This is a genomic window from Algoriphagus winogradskyi (genome assembly GCF_900182815.1).
Classification (GTDB): domain Bacteria; phylum Bacteroidota; class Bacteroidia; order Cytophagales; family Cyclobacteriaceae; genus Algoriphagus; species Algoriphagus winogradskyi.
The window spans coordinates 245,464-266,705 of sequence record NZ_FXUA01000006.1; the positions used below are offsets into that span (position 1 = coordinate 245,464).

At 41.0% G+C, this 21,242-nt stretch carries 13 protein-coding genes; 10 read left to right on the forward strand and 3 right to left on the reverse strand.

Features of this window, described 5'->3' with window-relative positions:
• Positions 1–64: 64 nt before the first annotated feature.
• On the forward strand, positions 65–526 hold the full coding sequence (tnpA, locus tag QOL76_RS15920; RefSeq protein ID WP_283413965.1) for an IS200/IS605 family transposase: 462 nt from the start codon (positions 65–67) through the stop codon (positions 524–526).
• 667 nt (positions 527–1,193) lie between these two features.
• Here tnpA and QOL76_RS15925 read toward each other — a convergent pair.
• Entirely contained in the window at positions 1,194–1,892 is a 699-nt protein-coding gene (locus QOL76_RS15925) for an SGNH/GDSL hydrolase family protein (RefSeq protein WP_283413966.1), read from the reverse strand.
• A gap of 154 nt (positions 1,893–2,046) precedes the next feature.
• Here QOL76_RS15925 and QOL76_RS15930 point away from each other — a divergent pair, with 154 nt between their 5' ends.
• Positions 2,047–3,441 carry a sulfatase family protein gene (locus QOL76_RS15930; RefSeq protein WP_283413967.1) on the forward strand — a complete coding sequence of 465 codons (1,395 nt, stop codon included), beginning with the start codon at positions 2,047–2,049 and terminating at the stop codon, positions 3,439–3,441.
• A gap of 79 nt (positions 3,442–3,520) precedes the next feature.
• On the opposite strand, the gene QOL76_RS15935 is transcribed toward QOL76_RS15930, so the two are convergent.
• Positions 3,521–3,856 carry a HopJ type III effector protein gene (locus QOL76_RS15935; RefSeq protein WP_283413968.1) on the reverse strand — a complete coding sequence of 112 codons (336 nt, stop codon included), beginning with the start codon at positions 3,854–3,856 and terminating at the stop codon, positions 3,521–3,523.
• Positions 3,857–3,979: 123 nt separating this feature from the next.
• Positions 3,980–7,129: a PVC-type heme-binding CxxCH protein gene (locus tag QOL76_RS15940; RefSeq protein ID WP_283413969.1), complete on the reverse strand. Its 3,150-nt coding sequence runs from the start codon at positions 7,127–7,129 to the stop codon at positions 3,980–3,982.
• Positions 7,130–7,438: 309 nt separating this feature from the next.
• Between QOL76_RS15940 and QOL76_RS15945 the strand changes: the two genes are divergently transcribed.
• The 8 genes from QOL76_RS15945 to QOL76_RS15980 all read left to right on the forward strand — a co-directional run bounded on the left by QOL76_RS15945 (position 7,439) and on the right by QOL76_RS15980 (position 21,096).
• Positions 7,439–10,540: a SusC/RagA family TonB-linked outer membrane protein gene (locus tag QOL76_RS15945; protein WP_283413970.1), complete on the forward strand. Its 3,102-nt coding sequence runs from the start codon at positions 7,439–7,441 to the stop codon at positions 10,538–10,540.
• Positions 10,541–10,584: 44 nt separating this feature from the next.
• The gene (locus QOL76_RS15950) at positions 10,585–12,093 is read left to right on the forward strand and encodes a RagB/SusD family nutrient uptake outer membrane protein (RefSeq protein ID WP_283413971.1); all 1,509 of its coding nucleotides are present in this window, start codon (positions 10,585–10,587) and stop codon (positions 12,091–12,093) included.
• Between the two features lie 197 nt (positions 12,094–12,290).
• A complete protein-coding gene (locus tag QOL76_RS15955) occupies positions 12,291–14,984 on the forward strand; it encodes a c-type cytochrome (protein WP_283413972.1) in 2,694 nt (897 codons plus the stop codon).
• A gap of 116 nt (positions 14,985–15,100) precedes the next feature.
• On the forward strand, positions 15,101–15,781 hold the full coding sequence (locus tag QOL76_RS15960; RefSeq protein ID WP_283414046.1) for a 3-keto-disaccharide hydrolase: 681 nt from the start codon (positions 15,101–15,103) through the stop codon (positions 15,779–15,781).
• Between the two features lie 445 nt (positions 15,782–16,226).
• Entirely contained in the window at positions 16,227–17,285 is a 1,059-nt protein-coding gene (locus tag QOL76_RS15965; RefSeq protein WP_283413973.1) for an aldose 1-epimerase family protein, read from the forward strand.
• 107 nt (positions 17,286–17,392) lie between these two features.
• Positions 17,393–18,604: a cupin domain-containing protein gene (locus QOL76_RS15970; protein WP_283413974.1), complete on the forward strand. Its 1,212-nt coding sequence runs from the start codon at positions 17,393–17,395 to the stop codon at positions 18,602–18,604.
• A 145-nt stretch (positions 18,605–18,749) separates the two neighbouring features.
• Complete coding sequence (locus QOL76_RS15975) at positions 18,750–19,772, forward strand: sugar phosphate isomerase/epimerase family protein (protein WP_283413975.1); 1,023 nt, start codon at positions 18,750–18,752, stop codon at positions 19,770–19,772.
• 157 nt (positions 19,773–19,929) lie between these two features.
• Positions 19,930–21,096, forward strand: a complete 1,167-nt coding sequence (locus QOL76_RS15980; protein WP_283414047.1) for a Gfo/Idh/MocA family protein — start codon at positions 19,930–19,932, stop codon at positions 21,094–21,096.
• Positions 21,097–21,242 lie beyond the last annotated feature (146 nt).

Genomic DNA, 21,242 nt, shown 5'->3' on the forward strand with positions numbered 1-21,242 from the left:
CGCGATAAATAAAAATTAAACAAGTAAGAGACCAGTAGGCCCGGAACATAAAATTTTAATAACTATGGCAAATACCTATCATCAAATCTACCTGCAAGCAGTTTTTGCAGTGAAATACAGAAATGCAGTTTTAGACAAGTTATGGCGTCCCAAAATTCAAGGAGTTATAGGCAATCTTATCAATGAAACAGGCTGTAAAACGATTATAGTGAATGGAGTTGAGGATCATGTGCATTGTTTTCTAGGTTTAAAACCAGTTGTATCAGTCTCAGACTTAGTTCAAAAGGTCAAGGCAAAGTCATCGAAATATATTAATGACCATCACTTGACTAAGGATCATTTTGAGTGGCAAGAGGGTTATGGAGTTTTTTCTTACAGCCAATCTCAGATTGACCAAGTGTTTAAATACATAGAAAATCAAGAACAGCATCATAAGAAGCAAACCTTTAGGGAAGAGTATTTAGAATTACTCATAAAATTTAAAATTGATTACGATGAAAAGTATCTTTTTCAGGATTTGATATGAGGTGATTTTGTTCTTTGTACTAAGAATAAATGTCCCTTGCCTACGCCACTCTGGACACCGAGTTAGGCTCAGTGGACCGGACTGAAGTCCAGACCTACAAAATGAGCGGTACCTACGGTACTCTGGTTTTCATTGATGCGTTAGTTGCAAGGGTTTGAATCCTTAGCTATATGATCAGCCAAGCTTGCCTAGTAGGCTGGCCTATAACTTTTGTGTACTATAAAGCTTAGCTGTACATCATGTATCAAGGAAGATAAATTTTTGGGCAGAAAGAGCCATAGGCTCGTTTGATATTGTAACCATGGACTTCAGTCCATGGATAAACCAAGGTGCTGCTTAAGTCGGAGAGCCTTAGGCTCGGTGCATGTTGAATGGGACTGATATAAATGTTCCTTGCCTACGGTACTCTGGACACCGAGTTAGGCTCAGTAGACCGGACTGAAGTCCTGTCCTAAAGTATCGATCAAGCCTACGGCTTTTTTGTAGACCTAGAGCCCAACCTTAAATAATATATCCAGCCTAATGCTTTTTAAAGTAAAATCTAGGGTTAAAATTTTCGCTATAAATAGAGCCGTAGGCTCGGGTTATTTTGTAACCATGGGCTTTAGCCCGTGGATATGAAGTAATAAAACAAACAGGAGAGCCGTAGGCTTAGTACATATAAAAGTCATTTAAAATACTCCAAAATCCCCTTAGCGATTAGGGCATGGCCTTTTTCGTTTGGGTGATTTCCTTGGGACATTAAGTTAGGTAAACTATCTCCAGAGGCCACTTCCTTTTTGAAAAGTTCATAGCTATCGACTAAGCCGATATTGTATTTCTTAGAAAGTTGACGAATCTGATTTGAATGCTGATCCAAAATGGTGTCATCTTCTTTCAGATCTAGTTTTTGATCAGGAGAAGGTGTCAATAGGATGATTTTAATGTCCTTTTTCAGCGCTTTTTGGATCATTGATTCCCAGGCTATTTTTGCACTATCAAGTCCGATCCTTCTGTCATTTAGCGCATAGTCGATAAAGAGCACGTCAGGTTTGTGAGTTAGCACATCTGACTCAAAGCGGAGAGAACCAGATTTGGAGTCTTCACCCCCAATGGCAGTATTGATCAAGTTAATTACCGCAAATGGATACAGAGCAGTGATTTCCTTGTAGGCTAAAAATGGATAGGATTCCAGTGTATTCACAACTGGAGTTTTGAAATAACCTGATGGCACAGAGTGTCCATGAAAAACCAAATTAACCGTTCTGTTGCCGGGCCATTTTTTTTGAAGCTCGGTTTTCACCTCACGCAAATATTCAGATTTATCCTCACTGTCTTGAAAAGGTAAGAGTAGGATTGAAAGCAGGAATATGTAAAAAAGCTTCATTAGGATTAGGATTGAATTGTTTTTTGAGAAAGTAATTTAGTAAGGTTCTTTTGGAAGCGCTTTCTTTTTTGATTGATGGAAATTCTGTTATTCCAAATAAAATTAGGATGCGACAGGATACCTAAGTAGACCTTTTCTCTCTATTTTAGAATCTATGGAAAATAAGCTAACCCTTCAAAAATTCATTTTTTGCCTCTTTATACTACTTAATACCACAGCTTTTGCACAGCAGGGAAAACCCAATATCATTTTTATTCTTACGGATGATCAGCGTTGGGATGCTTTAGGTTTTTCTGGAAATGAGATCATCCAAACTCCGGAAATGGACAAATTGGCGGCAGAAGGAGTTTACTTTAAAAATGCCTTTGTCACGACTCCAATTTGCGCAACCAGTAGAGCAAGTGTTTTAACTGGACTTTATGAGAGGACGCATGGCTATACTTTTGGTCAGGAGCTAAATGAAGGATACGCTCAGAATTCCTATCCGGCTCATTTGAAAAAGTTAGGCTATGAAACCGGTTTTTTTGGAAAGTTTGGAGTGAATTACCCAGGGTTCTCGAAGCTTTTTGACGTGAGTGATAGTTACGATAGAAATGGGAAATTTGCTGATCGACGTGGGTATTTCTATAAAACTATCGATGGGGATACTGTTCATCTGACAAAGTACACTTCCCACCAAGCTCAGGAATTTATCAAGAATCAATCTGCAGGTAAACCATTTATGCTTTCGCTGAGTTTCTCTGCTCCGCATGCTCATGATCCTGCAGAAGAGCAATATTTCTGGTCTACGGATGTGGATGATTTATATACTGATGTCAAGTTTCCCAAGCCGCTTTTATCAAAGGAAAAATACTTTGATCAGCAGCCAGAATATGTAAAAACAGGGGAGAATCGTACACGCTGGTATTGGAGATATGATACTCAGGAGAAATATCAGAAGAGTATGAAGGGCTATTACCGAATGATCTCTGAAGTAGACCTGGAAATCGGGAAAATCCGCAAGACGCTAGCCGAAAAAGGCATGGATAAAAACACGGTAATCATCTTTATGGGTGATAACGGCTACTTCCAGGGCGAGCGTCAACTTGCAGGGAAATGGCTGATGTATGATAATTCACTACGAGTACCTATGATTATCTATGACCCAAGAAATCCTGGACATAGAGTGATTTCTGACTTTGCGCTAAACATTGATATCGCGCCCACTGTGCTTGAGTTTGCAAATGGCATTTTGCCACAGGAATATCAGGGGATTAGCTTGGCTGATTACGTGATTGGGGAAAATCCTGCCATTGAAAGGAGTGAATTTATTGCAGAGCATCTTTGGAAAGTCAAAATCATTGCGGCCAGTGAAGGGATCAGAACCAAGGATTGGAAATATTTCCGATATCAGGATGACTTGGCCCACGAAGAGTTGTATGATCTGAACAAAGATCCTTTAGAGAAAAAGAATTTAGCTGGAAAGAAAGGCTATGAAAATACGCTTATTGAAATGCGGGAAATTTTTAATAATACTGTGAAAAGGCTGGAAGCGGAGAAGATTAATTAGTAAACAGTGAACAGTCGCAGTGTGCAGAACACTGAGACTGAATACTGAATACTGAAATCTGACCACTGACCACTGAGCCTTACTTCTCCGACAAAGCCTCTCCCTCAAACTTGATCCCATCCCATCCGGATTGCATAAAGTTGCGGATATTTTGATGATCTGTTCCTTCTGGATTTTCTATTACATCTTTTCTGTAATAATCCCCAAAAAGTGCCAAGGTATGATCTTTAGTGAGGTTTTGAAGTTTGGCAAAGGAAAAGATCTTGCAGCTGCCATTGTTTTGCCCGGCTTCATTTACTGTGTCGCCATTGGTAAAACGGGTTGGAGTGAAATTGAAATTTGTGTCGATATATGCGATGACATCTGCAAAGGCAATTGTATCTGGATTCGAGGTGATTTGGTTTAGTAAATTCATAAGGTAATATTAGTTAAATGAGTACTCTCTCTTTTAATTTATTTAAAAATAATGGGCCAAAAGGAACTCAATCCCTCTGACCCAAATATTCTTAACTGCCAACTGCCAACTGCCAACTGCCAACTATTTTTCCATAGGATGTGCTTTCAGCAAATCAGCAGGCTGGAAGAACCCTGTGTGATCTTTGACCTCTTCTCGTACTTTTTTCACTAAGTCAGGTGAAATGGCAGAAGCTTGATTCCCAAAGGAATTTCTCACGAAGGTAAGCACTGCTGCTACTTGCGAGTCATCCAGCATACCTTCGAAAGGAGTCATTGGTACTTGTCCAGGATAATCTTTTCCTTTCACAGTAATCGGTCCCATCATCCCCTTGAGTACGATTTTGATCAGACGCTCTTCATTGCCTGTTACCCAAGGAGTGCCAGCAAGTGGAGGAAAACCTGAAGCAGAAAGCCCTTGGCCGTCGGGCTGGTGACAGGTGCTACAGAAGCCTTCTCTGGCGTAGATCTCCTTACCAAGCACAAATAGTTCTCTATCCGATCCGGTCAGAGAAGACTTGATGTCCTCTTCTTTTTTCTCTTTCACAGACAGTCCGGAAATATGTGCAACTGCTGCCTCATAAGCTGGTGTGATCCATTCTTCCATTTCTGTATCTTCTCCGGCTGACAGTACTTCGAGACCTGCTTCTCTTGGCATCCAAGATGCAGCTACGATTGCTTCAAGTCTAACTCTACCATTTTCATCTTTGATAGCCTCAGTCATTAGCTCTTTTTGGTTGGAAACCTGATGCCCTGTATAGCGTAGCACTCGCACCGCAGCAGCTCTAGCTCTGTAGTCTTTAGCTTTCAGCATTTGCTCCAATAGATCTTTATTTACTTTATTGATACCCCAGCTTACCCAAAGTGCTTCAAGCACATTGTGCTCATATCTTGGATCGCTTTTGTCCAATTTCTCAGCCCACTCAGCCACAGCATCATACACTTCCTGCTGATCTCTTCCACGCAGTTCCCGGCGAGTTCTGTATCTGGTTCTGTATTCTGGTAATTTTAGATTTTCCAATAACTCAGGTATACTCGCGCCGTCGATTTTGGCTGGGGTGACCAAAGGTCTGGAAGGGTAGGTGATTCTGTAGATTCTGCCATGCTGATGATCTCTCAATGGATCACGGGCATTGTGTTGCATGTGACCAATAAGGATGTTATGCCAATCAACTACGTAAAGCGAACCATCGGGAGCAATCTCCATATCAACCGGACGGAAATTTCTATCTGTTGATGAAAGTAAATCCTGTCTCCATTTGGTAGAAAAACCGATTTCTTCATCGATCATCTGATGCTGTTTTGTTCCTAGGAAACCGATCGTGTTATTGATGATCATGTCTCCCTGCACATCATCTGGGAAATGTCTACTTGAGATAAATTCCAAACCAGAGGTAGGACGAACCATCTGGTCTTTTTGAATCAAGTTTCTTCCTTTATTGTTTGCATTTCCATAGCGAGGAAGTAAGGAAGCTGGCATCATGTAATTTACATTTGGGCCAGAGGTCTCAGCATAGAAGTTTTGTCCCCATTCGTCGAAGGCAATACCCCAAGGGTTTGGGATGCTTACCTGAGCCACGCGCTCCAGTTTATGTCTGCTTGGGGTATATCGGTAGAATCCCCCATTTGTCGCTCGGACTGGGCCATAGGAGGTTTCCACATTGGAATGAAGGAAAACTCCCTCCGCCATATAAATAGCTCCAGACTCATCAGTAGTAAAGGCCGAAATGGCATGGTGGGTATCGTGATCGTCAAAACCGCTCAGCAAAACTTCCTTACGATCTGCCTTGTCGTCATTATTATCATCATACAGAATTACGAGATTGTTTCCCTGAGAAACATAAACTCCTTCTGCTGCCAGTTCAAATCCAACTGGAATATGAAGATCATCCGCGAAAACAGTTTCCTTGTCTGCCTTACCGTCATTGTCGGTATCTTCATAGATCAACAATTTATCTGCTGGTCTTGAATCTCCGGGCTTGTAATGAGGATAACTTGGCATAGTCGCCACCCAAAGTCTTCCTTTGTTGTCAAAGGAAAGCTGAACTGGGTTGGCAAGGTTTGGCCATTCTTCCTCAGATGCAAAAAGTTCGATTTTATAGCCAGGCGCAACTTTTAACTTGGCAAGTGCTTCCTCACCATATAGGTAGGTTAGGTCGCCATTTTTTTCAGGGTTATAGTTTGTCTCTACTTCTGGAAGTACGTTGGTATGTGAATCTGCCTCAGCTAGATCTTTCTTTTCTCCCTGATTAGCCATCCAGATTGCTGTGTCCCTAATTGCGGTTAGTTGACGGATTTTTTCTAATTCAAATGGGTAATTATCTGGACCAAAAGGATCGTATCTTCTTCCGAAAACATGGACTCCATTGGGGATTTTATAGTCATTTCTCCAAAACCAGTTTTTCTCCTGCACAGCTTCATGCACTAGTTCTCGATTTGCTTCGTTCTTGATCGGTGTTTCTCCAAAAATCTCATCCGAAAGAAGAACGGCTAATTTTTTATAGCCAGCTTCATTCAACTGTGAACCGTCAATTGTCAGGTCTTCCTCAGATTCCAGATACCATTGTTTGCTTGGATTAAATGCGTCTACAAACATTACTTCATTTTTCTCTGCGATTTCCTGCATTGCTACAGTGTAGAGATTCAGATTTTCGTTTTCTGTTTTGCCGTCTGGGACATCAATTTTCTCTGACAAGTCCTCAAAAGCTATAGGGGACACGATGACCAGCTTGGGAGAAAGCGTATCGTGGTATTTCTGGAGCAGGGTGTGCTTGATAAAAGCATCCAACTCTGCTTTATAGTTTTCTAATCCATCTACCCCTTGGAAGGATTCATTGTATCCAAAAAAAGAAATGATGATATCTGCCTGAAGTCTTGTCAGCCATTCATCAGGCTTTTCCAGATGGCCTATGCTCCCGGAAGGAGTAGCATATTCTACCTGAAAGGCCTCAGCGCCAGGAAAAGCCCAAGGATCGTTAGTGCCAGATCTAGGTCTAAAGCCAGGGGTGTCACCTGGGTCAGCAAGGTTCCTGATGTAAAGATTTTTCTCAGGATGGCGGAGTTGCATTTCTGTCTCGAAACTTCCATAGTCCATCATTCTAGACGCTAAGTTGTTTCCAATCAGGGCAATTCTGGCGTTTGGTTTTAATTCAATGGTTTCTTTTTGAGAGCATTGAAAGCTGATGAGCCCTATTAGAGCGAGGAGGAAGAGGTTAGTTGAGGATTTTTTAAGCATATTATTAGGATAAGCATTGGGAGTCTAATAATAGGGATAAAGCTCGGGATATTCAATTTATTAGGGCTAATGCCTAGTTTTTATTTTATGTGTGGTAGTGTTTGTTATTATATTTCTATTATTTACTTATGCTGTTTTTTATTCTATTATATAATTTAATTTATATAACTATCCTGTACAGTGCTGTTGTATAGCATATTTTTTTAAATATGTTTTAAGATGGTTTGTTTCAGGATAGTGCAGGATAGGAAAGGGGTATTAGAGAGGTTAATTGGTTGTGTTTTATAATTAATAATTAAACCCAATCCTATGCTAAACAATTATCAATTATTAATAAAAACCCGGTTTGTTGGGTTTTTATTAGCCTTGTTTATCGTATCTGTGTCCTCATCATTTGCACAGTCGATAACAGTGAAAGGAAAAGTTGTGTCTGAAGATGATAATGAGCCTGTTCCAGGAGCTCTAGTTTCCGTAAAAGGCACACAATCAGGAACCGTAACAGACATTGACGGTGGATTTACCATCCAAGCCTCAGTTGGCGAGACGTTGGTAGTCAGCTTTATTGGATTTACCACGAATGAAGTGGTAGTTACCCAAAATTCAACTGATATTTTAGTGACGCTTAAATATTCTACCTCTGACCTCTCTGAAGTAGTAGTTGTAGGTTATGGTAGCCAAATCAAGAAAGAGCTTACAGGTGCAATTCAATCCGTCAGCGAAAAGGAATTAAAAGATCTTCCAGTTTCTTCTGTAGCCCAAAAGCTTCAGGGTAGATTGGCTGGAGTTCAAATTAATCAGACTACAGGAAAGCCGGGTCAAGGAATGAATGTTCGTATTCGGGGCCAATTGTCAGTTTCAGGTGGTAGTTCGCCTTTATATGTTGTGGATGGTTTTCCGATCACAGGTGATATTAATGCCTTGAATCCTGACGAAATCCAGGAGATCACTGTATTGAAAGATGCGGCATCCACATCGCTGTATGGATCTAGAGCTGCAAATGGTGTGGTCCTGATTACTACAAAAAAAGGTGTGGCGGGACAGACTAATGTAAATCTAAATGTTTTTACAGGCTGGCAGACAGTTCCTGAAAATGGCCGTTTGGAAATGCTTAATGCTGAAGAATTTGCTCAATTCAAGAAGGAATATTATACAGATGCCGGTCAGCCTGTACCTGAGATTTTCCAAAATCCTGCTGATTATCGAAATAATGATAATGATTGGTATGGTGCGATGCTAGAAACAGCTCCTGTTACTTCATACAACTTGACAGTAACTTCTAATAAGGAGAAGGTTAATACGGCAGTTATTGCCGGATTTTTTGATCAGAAAGGAGTCGTAAGAAATACTGACTACCAAAGGTATTCACTTCGATTAAATACAGATTATGCCGTTTCTGAAAAAGTAAACATGGGAATCAATGTTGCTCCTAGTTATGTGTATGACAACACGCCGCAAACCGATGGATCAAGAGGAACAGGTATTTTGTTCAATGCACTCCACACATGGCCGGTGATGCCGATTTATGAGGAAAATGGAGAATTGACCTCGTTTAATAGATTCCCTGCCAATACAGGAAATATCTTTGCTTATCCAAACTGGTTGAGATCGGCAGATGAGATCACAAATGAGACGAAAGTCATCAATGTATTAGCAAACACTTATTTTGAATGGAAGCCAATTAAAGGTTTATCACTTAAGACCACTTTTAATACGGAACTCAACAACTCCAACTACTTCTTCTTCAACCCTTCCACTGCCACTAATCAAATCAATGTGGCCATCCCAACTGTGGCAAGGTCAGTGAGAGACGAATATCAAAATTTATCATGGCTGAATGAAAATATTGCCACCTATGGCAACTCTATAGGAGATCATAATTTTCAAATGTTGTTAGGTTTTTCCAATCAGAAATTTAGACAAGATCGTACGAGAATAGCAGCAGATACCTATGCTGACGATCGACTTCCTACTATTCAAGGAGCGATTAATATTAACAGAGGTGGTACGATTTCAGATGTAAACGAGTGGGCTTTGACTTCAATTTTCTCTCGTCTTACTTATAATTTTAAAGGGAAGTATCTATTCACTGCATCTGTTAGAGGTGATGGTTCATCACGTTTTGGAGAAGATAACCGTTGGGGGATATTCCCATCCACTTCGTTGGGTTGGGTACTTTCTGATGAAGGATTCCTAAATACTAGTTCTACAGTTTCCTTTACCAAATTGAGAGCTAGCTACGGAGTTACGGGTAACAATAATATTGGTAACTATACTCAATATGCATTGGTTAATAATACGATTAATGCTGCTTTTGGGAATACCGTATTCCCTGGTGCAGCGGTTACCTCATTGAGCAATAGAAACTTAGGCTGGGAGACTACCACCCAATTTGATATAGGTTTGGACCTAGGCTTATGGGAAGATAGAATCACCTTCGTGTATGATTATTATACCAAGAATACTACAAACTTGCTGTATGCAGTGCAGGTGCCACAAGAATCAGGATTCACCAATTTCAATGATAATATCGGAGAGATTAAATTCTGGGGCCATGAGTTTTCAGTTACTTCGGTAAATACAACAGGAGCTTTTAGATGGACTACCAATGCAAACATCTCATTTAATAGAAATGAAGTGCTTGAGCTTGCAGATGGTATTGATAGAGTTTATGGCGATTATCACATCACTAAAGTAGGAGAGCCTTTCGGACAATTTTATGGACTTAAAAAATTAGGAAATTATGCCAATGAAGAAGATTTGGCAAACTCTCCAAAAGTCCCAGGCAGATCTACTGTAGGAAGTATTAAGCTTGCAGATATTAACGGTGATGGAGTTATTACAAACGGTGGGGATAATGATGATAGAACTATTATTGGAAATCCATTCCCGGATTTTACCTATGGTATCATCAATAATTTCGCTTATAAAAATTGGGATGCAAGCATCACAGCTTCAGGGTCTCAGGGAAATCAGTTGTATATGAGACACTTGTATTCTACTGCGAATTTAGACGGGGTGTTTAATATGGTAGCTAAGGTAGCTGATCGCTTTAGATCTCCAGAGAATCCTGGTGAAGGTATTTTTGGAACTACAGTAGGTGGCGGTAACGTGACTGGTATAGAACGTGACTGGGCAAATAGCAACTTCGTGTATGATGCCTCTTATTTCACCATTAGAAATATCACTGTAGGATATACATTCAAGAATCTACCAAAAACATTCAAATCAGCAAGAATTTATGGTTCTGCTCAGAATGTGTGGGTATTTACGGATTATTGGGGTGGATCAAACCCAGAGGTTAGTATGCAGAACAACGGAAATGGAGATGGAGGAAACCTAAGTCCAGGTGTGGATTTGGCTGGATACCCAGTGCCTCGTACAATCACTTTTGGTGTTAATGTTACTTTCTAATCGAAAGTAGTTCACCTCATTCATTCACCTAAAAAAGAAAAAAAATGAAAAAATATATCTTAGCCTTCTTAGTGTCAACTATAGCACTCACAGGCTGCGACGACTTTCTTACGGTAGTCCCAGAAACTCAATTGAGTTCGGCTACCTTTTTCAAAAATCAAACTGACTTTGAACAGGCTGTAAATGCAGCTTACGTTCCGCTGAGGACAATTACAAATGACCGTTCCTGGTTACTATCAGAGATGCACTCCGATAATACCTACTATGCAAGAAATGTACTCTTTGGTGCGACGGATAACCAAGAGGATTTAGCTGATTTCTCAGTGCCTGAATCTAATGGTACCACTGCTAATACACACGTATTGAACCAATGGAGACAGGATTACCTCATTATTTCAAGAACGAATCAAATACTTTCTTTAATAGATGACGTTGATTTTGATGCTGCTGCTAAAGCAAATGTGAAGGGTCAAGCGCTTTTTCTAAGAGCTTATGCCTATTTTGAATTAGTCAGGTATTTTGGATCTGTTCCACTTCATTTGACTCCGGTTGCTACCAGAGAAGAGGCAGCACTTCCTTTAGCTACTGAGGCAGAAATTTATACTCAGATTGAGCAAGATTTGGTAGCGGCAGTTCCTTTATTGCCAAAAAAAGCGAATCAGGAACCAGGCAGAGCAACTGAAGGGGCGGCAAGAACCCTTTTAGCAAATGTATATATCCATCAAAAGAAATGGTCTGCAGCAGAACAGATCTTATCTCCTGTATTAACTCATGGGTATCAATTGATGCCAAGTTATGAAATGGCTTTTCCTGGGAATACCTCAAACAAGAATAATATGGAGTCTGTGTTTGAAGTTCAGTTTATTGAGGGGGCAGCTGGATTGAATGGTAATTTTATTTATCAATTTATGCCAAGGCCTATCAGTGCAGCTGAGCTTCAACCTATCATGGGAACAAGCAATCCTCAAAATATTGATGGAGAAGGAAACAATATCCCTACGCCAGATATTATTGCTGCTTACGAGGCAGGTGATTTGAGAAAAGAAGCTTCTATCGGTAATGTTTTCCTTGCGGGTAGCTTCAGAGATGACAAGAACTATCCTTACATTAAAAAGCATGCAAAACACCACTCTCAGCATAATAACACAGGAACTAACTGGGTGATCTATCGCTATGCAGAGGTTCTATTGTTTATGGCAGAAGCGCTTAATGAACAAGGTAAACCAGGTGAGGCTGCGCCATACTTAAATGATGTTAGAGAGAGAGCAGGACTTTTGCCTACTACTGCAACTAGTCAAGCAGAGATGCGAGAGGCTATCTTCAAAGAGAGGAGAGTAGAGCTTGCTTTTGAAAACAAACGTTGGTTTGATATAGTGAGAACCGATAGGATCGAGGAAATAATCGTGCCTTATGGACAGCGAATCATTGCAAACCCTCTTGATTACTACTACCCACCAATAGCTGGAGCAGTTCCAAGAAGTAATGCATTTACCAACATCAAGAAGTTTTATGCTTATCCAGCAGCAGAGTCTGACTTGAGTCCTTATTTCTAATATTAAAAGATTAGGATAACCCAACAAATAGGTATGATTATATCTATACTGTTGGGTTTTCTGATTTTTGCTTTTGTTACTTTCTGAAAGAATACTAAGCAAAAAAATAGACAGTATATTTCATGAGTGGTTTCTGAGTTGAGAAATTATTCGCCAATTTAAAAATCTAACTATTGCTATCAATTAACACTTGTCCTATGAGATTAAATTATTCAATAAGGAATTTATTTCTCTTATCAGTGCTGGCCCTCTTTTCAGTGTCCTGTGCATCTGATAACGTGGAAGAATCCAAAACAAGACAGCTTACTGGAAACCCAAAATTAGATAAGCTAAACCTGCCAGATGGATTTGTGGCAGAACACCTACTAAGTCCAGGAGAAAAGGATGAAGGCTCTTGGGTCGCGATGACCTTTGATGATAAAAACAGACTGATCACAGCTGATCAATATGGTTTTCTATACAGATTAGAAATCCCTGAGATTGGTGCTGCATCTCTGGAGCCAAAAGTGGAAAAACTGATCATCGGTAATGTCGCTGAGCCGCAGGTAGGAATGGGTTATGCTCAAGGATTGTTGTATGCGTTTAACAGTCTATATGTGATGGTAAATCACAATGGGAATGAGATTTTTGAAGAAAGCACTGGTTTATATAGAATTCAGGATTTGGATGGCGATGATCAATATGAGTCGGTAACTAAGATCAAAGGCTTTACTGGTCAGCCAGGTGAGCATGGACCTCATAGCATCAAGCTCTCGCCAGATGGTAAGTCACTTTACATTGTAGCCGGAAATCATACAGATGTGCCAGAAATGGATTCTTACAGACTTCCTAAAGTATGGCAGGAAGACAATCTTTTCCCGGAAATCAAAGATCCAAGAGGGCATGCAAACAGCAGAATGGCTCCAGGTGGATGGGTAGCGAACATTGACCCCGAAGGAAAGAATTGGGAGTTAATCTCAGCTGGATACCGAAACCCTTTTGATATTGCATTCAACGAAGTTGGAGATTTATTTACCTATGATTCTGACATGGAGTGGGACTTTGGAATGCCTTGGTACCGTCCAACTAGAATCTGTCACGTAACTTCAGGAAGTGAGTATGGATGGAGAACAGGTAACCAGAAGTGGTCACCAAACTATCCTGATAACCTACCCGCTACACAGAACATAGGACAAGGATCGCCTACCAATGTAATGTTTGGAACAGGTGCTAAATTCCCTGCTAAGTACAGAAACTCACTTTTTGCATTTGATTGGAGTTTTGGAATTATTTATTCTATGACTTTGACTCCAAAAGGAGGTACGTATGAAGCCAATGCGGAAGAATTTATCTCTGGTTCTCCATTGCCTTTGACAGATGGGGTAATTGGTCCTGACGGAGCGATGTACTTTATGACTGGGGGTAGGAGATTGGAATCAGATCTTTATAGAGTTTATTATGAAGGAGACATAGAAGGAAATGAAGGCTCATTGACAATGGACGATCTTCCTGCTGAGGCCAAAACCCGTCGTGAACTAGAAGCCCTTCACGTAGATGGAGCTCCAGCTTCAGGCCTAGATCTGGCTTGGTCACACTTGAATAGCCCAGATAGATTTGTACAGTATGCTGCCAGAATAGCAGTAGAACATCAGCCAATAAGCTCATGGAAAGCCAAAGCACTGGCAGAGAAAGATCCGGTAGTTTTGACTCAGGCAATGATTGCTTTAGCGAGACATTCAGAAAAAGGAGCTGGAGCCCCAATGATCCAGGCGTTGATGGGGATTGATTATAAGAGTTTGAATGAAAAAGGTAAGCAAGATTTATTGCGTGCTTTTGAACTGATATTAGCTAGACAAGGTGAGCCAACAGGTTCGCTCAAATCTGATTTAGTAGCTTATTTGGATTCGAATTACCCAGCAAATAATAATAATCTTGACCGTGCATTGGCTGTGCTTCTAGTGTATTTGGATGCTCCTGATGCAGTTGAGAAAACTTTGGCACTTCTTGAAAATGCGAAAGATGATCCTGATTATCAGAAGACGTTTACTTCTTCTTCAGATCTAATCATGAGAAATCCGCAGTACGGATTGGACATAGCAAATATGTTGGCAAATGTTCCGCCAGCACAGCAGACATATCTTGCTACCGTTCTTGGTGGGGCAGAAGCTGGTTGGACCCCAGAACTTCATGAGAAATATTTTACTTGGATTCAGGATGCGTTCAAGTATAAAGGAGGTCGTAGCTATGTTGGCTTTATTGATAGAGCTAGAAAAATGGCATTGTCCCATGTAGCAAAAAGTGATTTTGATAAATACAATGAACTTTCTGGTGCTGCACTATTAACGGGAAATGGAAACGACCTAGTCAATACGGATATTCAACCAGAAGGCCCAGGTAGAAGATGGACAGTGGAAGAAGCAGAGCCTTTAATGGCAGATCTACATGGTAGAGATTTAGCTAAAGGAAAAGCAATGTTTGCAGCATCTCAGTGTCTTTCTTGCCATACTATGGGTGGTCAAGGTGGAATCATTGGGCCTGATTTATCTCAGTTGGGAACACGGTTCTCTACAAAAGATATCTTGGAAGCTACCATCAACCCAAGTGATGAGATTTCTGAGCAATATGTAGCAAGCGTGATTGAACTGAAAGATGGAAGCTCTGTGATGGGTAGAATAATCAATGAAGATGGAACTAGTTACTCAGTTTCCCAGAATCCATTCTCTCCTGATATTTTGCGTAAAGTGGAGAAAAGCAATGTGGTCCTAGTCAAAGATTCCAAAATCTCTATCATGATGCCAGGAATGATCAACAGATTGAATGAGGAAGAGCTGAAAGATTTGATGGCTTACTTAGTGTCCGGTGGCAATCCTAATCATGAGGTATATCAAACTAAAGCCCAAGCAGAAGAATGAAAAATCTATTTACGTCTAAATGGTTAAGAATTGAAGCCTTAGGCTTTGGTGCAATGATGGTTATTGGATTGGTGAATTGCCAGCAGCCATCGGAGAAAACTATTGCTGTAGAACCAATGATCAGTGCAGAGGCTGAATTCAAGTCTATTTTTGATGGGGAATCGCTGGCTGGCTGGGACGGGGATCCGGTGTATTGGTCTGTGCAAGACGGAGCGATTACTGGTACTATCACTCCAGAAACGCTATTGAAAGCTAATACCTTCCTGATTTGGCAAGGGGGACAGCCAGGAGATTTTGAGCTGAAAGCTGAGTTTATGATTTCTGAAAGTGGAAACTCTGGCATTAATTACCGAAGTGAACTGGTAGAAGATGTGCCTTATGCTTTGAAAGGTTACCAAGCAGATATTGACGGGAAGAATAATTATACCGGTCAAAACTACGAAGAACGCAAGAGAGCTACCTTGGCCTATAGAGGTCAGGAGACAAAAATCACCTCTCAGCCTGAAGGTGTAGGAGTCCGTGAATTTGTAGAGCGGAATGCCTGGAAAGGCCTTAATGTAGAAAAGGAAATAGGAGATCGCGCAGAGCTTGGGGCATTGATCAAGGCAGGTGAATGGAATAGTATTCACATTGTGGCTAAAGGCAATGTTTTAAAGCACTACGTCAATGGTCAATTGATGTCTGAGGTACATGATGAAGACCCTAAAAACAGAATGGAATCCGGATACCTCGGTGTGCAGGTACATGTCGGACCACCGATGAAAGTTCAATACAAGGATATTATGCTGAAGCAATAAGTAGAATATTAAGATTAATAGTATAAATGCCCCTGCTGAAAAGTATGGGGCATTTTTTGTTTATCCTGACTCGGAATTGCTACACGCGTCTAGTTCAAGCCTTCAGTCTTGGACTCATCATTATGCAGTCTCCGGACTGCAAAAAAACGCTAGTCACTTTTTACTCATTAACTAGTTGGATTTAATGGCTGTTTGATATATTTCAAGTTGAGTAAAAGAGCAGTTTAAAGACTGCAATGTTTTAGGTCCAAGTCTGAACCCTTGAACCATACGTAATAATCAATTGGCCTACGTTGAAAAACTTGGGCCCATTTTTTTATTAACGGCTAATTTCTCTCTCATAAGTTGCATAACTTATTCCCGATCTTTCAAACCTGACCCATATAGGGCAGGACAGTGTCGGAAGGCCTTTTTAATAGATTACAGACTAGTCAAAGACCCAATAATGAACCTCTCAGATCCATCCAATTGGAAAGGTAAATTGTCCAATTTTCGTCAGGTAGGCGGAATAGAAACTTCCATTCTTGATAACGGTGCAGGACGTGGGACCCGTATTGCTTGGATTAATACTGGCACAGGACTCCGCTATAAAGTGGTGCTGGATCGCGGTATGGATATTCTGGATGCCTTTCACAATGAACATAGCCTATCTTGGATCAGCAATGCGGGACATGTGGCTTCCCAACCTTTTTCCAATCAAGGAATTGATTGGTTAAGAACATTCGGTGGTGGATTGCTGACTACCTGCGGGATTTCCTCTATGGGTCCTCCTAATGAAGATGATACTGGAAGTCGCGGATTGCATGGCAATTACAGTAATACACCTGCCGAACTGATCTCTATCAAGCAGCCGGATATTTATTCTGGAAATCTGGATTTTGAAATCGTAGGCGTCATTCGTGAGACAACGACTTTTGGTCCAAGCCTGGAATTGAAAAGAACCATTTCAGGAACTTTAGGTAGGGCAGAAATCAACATCAAAGACCAGGTCTTCAATCGGGGAAATTTACCTGCTCCTCACATGGTGTTATACCATATCAATTGCGGCTGGCCCTTGATCAATGAGGGTACACGAATAGTATGGAGAGGCGACATCCAACCTAGGGATAATGATGATTCTATGTCGGATTTTAATAAGCAAAACAAGTTTACCAAGTGCGCAGCGCCATTAGACGAGCACTCGGCTTTTGGTGAAGATGTGGCTTTCATAGTTCCAAAAGCGGACCAAAATGATCAGGTCACTTGTGGATATATGAATGACGAATTAGAGCTTGGCTTAAGTATTTCATTCTCCAAAAAGCAAATGCCTTGGCTCATCAACTGGCAGCACTGGGGTAAAAATGAATATGTAACCGCACTAGAACCAGCTACAAATCCTCCAATCGGTCAAGCCGCTGCTCGTGAAAATGGAACATTGATTTTGCTTGAACCCGGAGAAAGCAGGACCTACGAAATCAAGATGGAAGTGCTAAAGGGGGCCTCAGTCAAAGAATTTAAAATGTAAAATATGTGAAGAGATGAAATGCTCTGAAGGATTTTCTAATTTTTCAATGTTTCAGTCTTCCAATTCAATTTCAAATAAAGAATCTCAAATTTCAAATTAATAAACCCATGAGTTTAGCAAAAAAAGCTCTCGAGCAGGGAGAAGGAATCCTTAGATTAACCCCAACTTGGGTGCCTCGGTCATTTTGTGTGCCAGGCAGAAGAATCAAGCTTCATCCAGATGATTATTATAGTTTAGGCGGTGAGCGTGGAGGTATTGATGAACGTTGGTTTTCATCTACCACGCCAGCTGAAAATGGCCCGCTGACTAGCAAGAATGAGGGCTTGAGTCATGTTGCTTTCGAAGAAGGCGGCAAGACGGAGTTATTTCTCTTGAAAGATGCAATAGACGAATTAGGAGGGGAAATTATAGGTAGCAGACTTTGGGACAAATACAAGTCCTGGCCTATGTACTCCAAGTTTTTTGACAACATGGGCCCACTTCCACACCACATTCATCCGAGTGATGAGTTTGGTAAGCTGACTGGGCAAAACGGGAAGCCAGAAGCATATTATTTTCCTCCTCAAGTGAATAATCATGGGGGAGATTTCCCATACACTTTCTTTGGAATTGCTCCAGGAACATCCAAAGAAACTATTCTTGAGTGCCTGAAGAATTTCAATAAAGGAGATAATAAAATCACTAACTATTCTCAGGCTTTTAGACTTCAGCCAGGTACGGGTTGGAATGTGCCTCCAGGAATGCTTCATGCTCCAGGTTCTTTGTGTACCTATGAGCCGCAGAAAGCTTCTGATATTTTTGCCATGTACCAGTCTTTGGTGAACGAAGCAATCATTCCAGATGAATTGCTTTGGAATGCCACTCCAAAAGATCGTTGGGGTGACTATGACTTATTGGTCGAGATGATTGATTGGGATTTGAATGTCAATCCAAACATTATGGATAACCATTACATGGAGCCAATTCCAGTTGAAGATAGAGCAGAAATGAATGCCAAGGGGTACGATGACAAATGGATTTGCTACCGTTCACATGATTACAGTGCTAAAGAGCTGACAATTTTCCCTGGGCAAACAGTAACCATCAAAGATTCTGCAGCATACGGAATGATCATGATGCAAGGCTATGGCAAAATGAATGATTGGGATATTGAAACTCCAGCTTTGATTCGCTTTGGACAGTTGACACATGATGAGTATTTTGTCTCTGAAAAGGCTGCGCAGGCAGGAGTGAAAATCACCAACCACTCCAAGACTGATCCTATTGTCATGCTGAAGCATTTTGGTCCTGATAATCCGGACTTGAACGTACTGGAATAAAGTAGATTTCAGTCGCAGTATTCAGTTAGCAAACTAGAAAACAATAAATGTAGAACATCGAATGCTTAATACTGAAAGGGGGACTTCTTCCGTCTTCTGTCTCCCAGCTTCGGTCCGTATTTAATAACTAAAAACCCACTTAACAATGAGTCAAAATAATTTTCCAAAACTACATAATGCTACCTGGCCTGGAATAGTGGGCAAAGGAGCAGATTCTGAACCTGTAATTCCGTTTGATTCACTTCTGGCGATGACAGCAGCAGCTGAAGTTGATGGGGTGAAATTTGACGGAGTCGATTTAGGTTTGCTTGAGCCTCATTTCAAATTGGATAATTCTGATGAAACCAAGATTCTAGCGGAAAAGCTTCAAAAACATAATTTAGTTGCAGGCTCTTTAGTCGCGCCGATTTGGGCTGGATCTGCGATGGGAACTGCTGATCAGCGCAAGACTTTTGTAGAAATGGTTCGCAAAGCATGTGAATTCGGTAAGGAGCTAAATGATCTTGGCGTTCGAAGCTACGGTGTAGTTAGAATTGATTCGGCTGCTGGCGTAGAAGATTGGGCTAAAGATCCAGCTGGAAATACGAAAATTATTGCAGAAACATTCCGTGAAGCCTGTGATGTAGCGGCTGGCTACGGTGAGAAACTTGCGACTGAAGGTGAGATTTGCTGGGGCGCGATGCATAGCTGGAAATACATGGTGGAGCTGCTAGAGATGGTTGATCGACCGAATATTGGTTTCCAGGCAGACATGTCGCATACCTTTCTGTATACTATGGGCTACAATGCTCCAGAGCACAGAATACTTCCTAAAGACGCAGATCTAAAAGATCGAGAAGCTGTAAAAGCAGCTTTGAAAACTGTTACAGATGCACTCAGACCTTGGACTATTGATTTCCACGTTGCTCAAAATGACGGATCGGTTTTCGGTTCAGGGTCTCATGATAAGACAGGACGACATTGCCAAGCCACTGATCCAAATGGAGTTTTAGATATTGCTCACGATGCTGGCTATTGGCTTCGCGATGAGAAAGGCGAATTAACCAAAGCGTTCAAGCATATCTGCTGGGATGGATGCATGTTCCCAAATGCAGTGATGAACGACCAGCAAACCTGGAATGATATCCTTGCGGCATTGGTGAAAGTGAGAAATGCACATGGATGGTAAGAATGATTTGAGAAGTACGAATTACGATTTACGAGAGCTTAGATAGTATTGACTATAATTTCAAAACTATAACTCCTCTAAGTCTAAACTTTACCACTATCGTACTTTTAAACCATGTGAACTCAATCTTCCAATCTTTCAATTTTAAAATTTTACAATTATGAATAAAAAGCAAATAAGAATAGGACTCATCGGTACTGGACTAATGGGCAGAATACATACCAATGGTTATAAAAGAGTTCCTGACTTTTTTCCAGAGTACGAATACGTTCCAGTATTGCAGGCTTGTTGCTCCAGAAGAGAAGAAAAAGCTCAAGCCTTTGCAGATCAGTGGGGCTACAAATCTGTAGAAACTGACTGGAGAGAGCTCCTAAAAAGAGACGATATCGATGCAGTGGACATTTGTACACCAAACGATACGCATGCTGAGATTGCTATTGCAGCTGCCGAAGCTGGTAAGATGATTCTTTGCGAAAAACCCCTTGCTAGAACTGTTGCTGAGGCAAAAGGAATGGTGGAAGCTGTGGAGAAAGCTGGTGTGAAAAACACTGTTTGGTACAATTACAGAAGAGTTCCAGCTGTGACACTTGCTAAGAAAATCGTTGCTTCAGGTAAGTTAGGGCAGATCTTCCATTATCGCGCGAACTTCCTTCAGGATTGGACTATTAGCCCAGATTTACCTCAAGGAGGAGATGCACTTTGGAGATTGGATGCAGATGCTGCAGGTTCTGGTGTGACTGGTGATTTGCTGGCGCATTGTATTGATACTGCAATGTGGCTGAATGGTGGGATTAAAGACGTGTCTGCTATGACCGAAACGTTCATCAAGGAACGGGTTCATCAAGGAACAGGAGAAAAGAAAAAGGTAACTATAGATGATGCCTGTGTTTTCCATTGTCATTTCGATAATGGTTCTTTGGGTTTGTTCGAAGCGACTCGTTACGCTAGAGGCCATAAAGCACTTTACACATTTGAAATTAATGGTGAGCATGCATCCATTCGCTGGGATCTACACGATTTGACTCGTCTAGAGTATTTTGATCACAGTGACGAAGGAGAAGTTCGTGGATGGAGATCTATTCACGTAACTGATGGCGATCATCCATACATGGATAGATGGTGGATTCCTGGCACTTCCATTGGGTATGAGCACTCGTTTATTCACCAAGTGGCAGATTTCTTCCATAGCTTAGAAACCGGAGAAGCTTGCCATCCTACCTTCCGCGATGCATTTGAGACGCAGAAAGTTTGCGAAGCGGTAATCAACTCTGCAAATGAGAGAGCTTGGAAGGATACTGGAGTGGATTGGATAGAGAAAGTCTGAAATATAAAGTCAGAAGTCTGCATTATTAGTCTAAAAAATCCAAGTCGAAAGGCTTGGATTTTTTTATTCTTGAAACCTCTCCACTTGTAATTGAAAAGTTGTCATTAGTTTCGTGACTAAATATTTTTCAATTTTTTTCTTTGAAA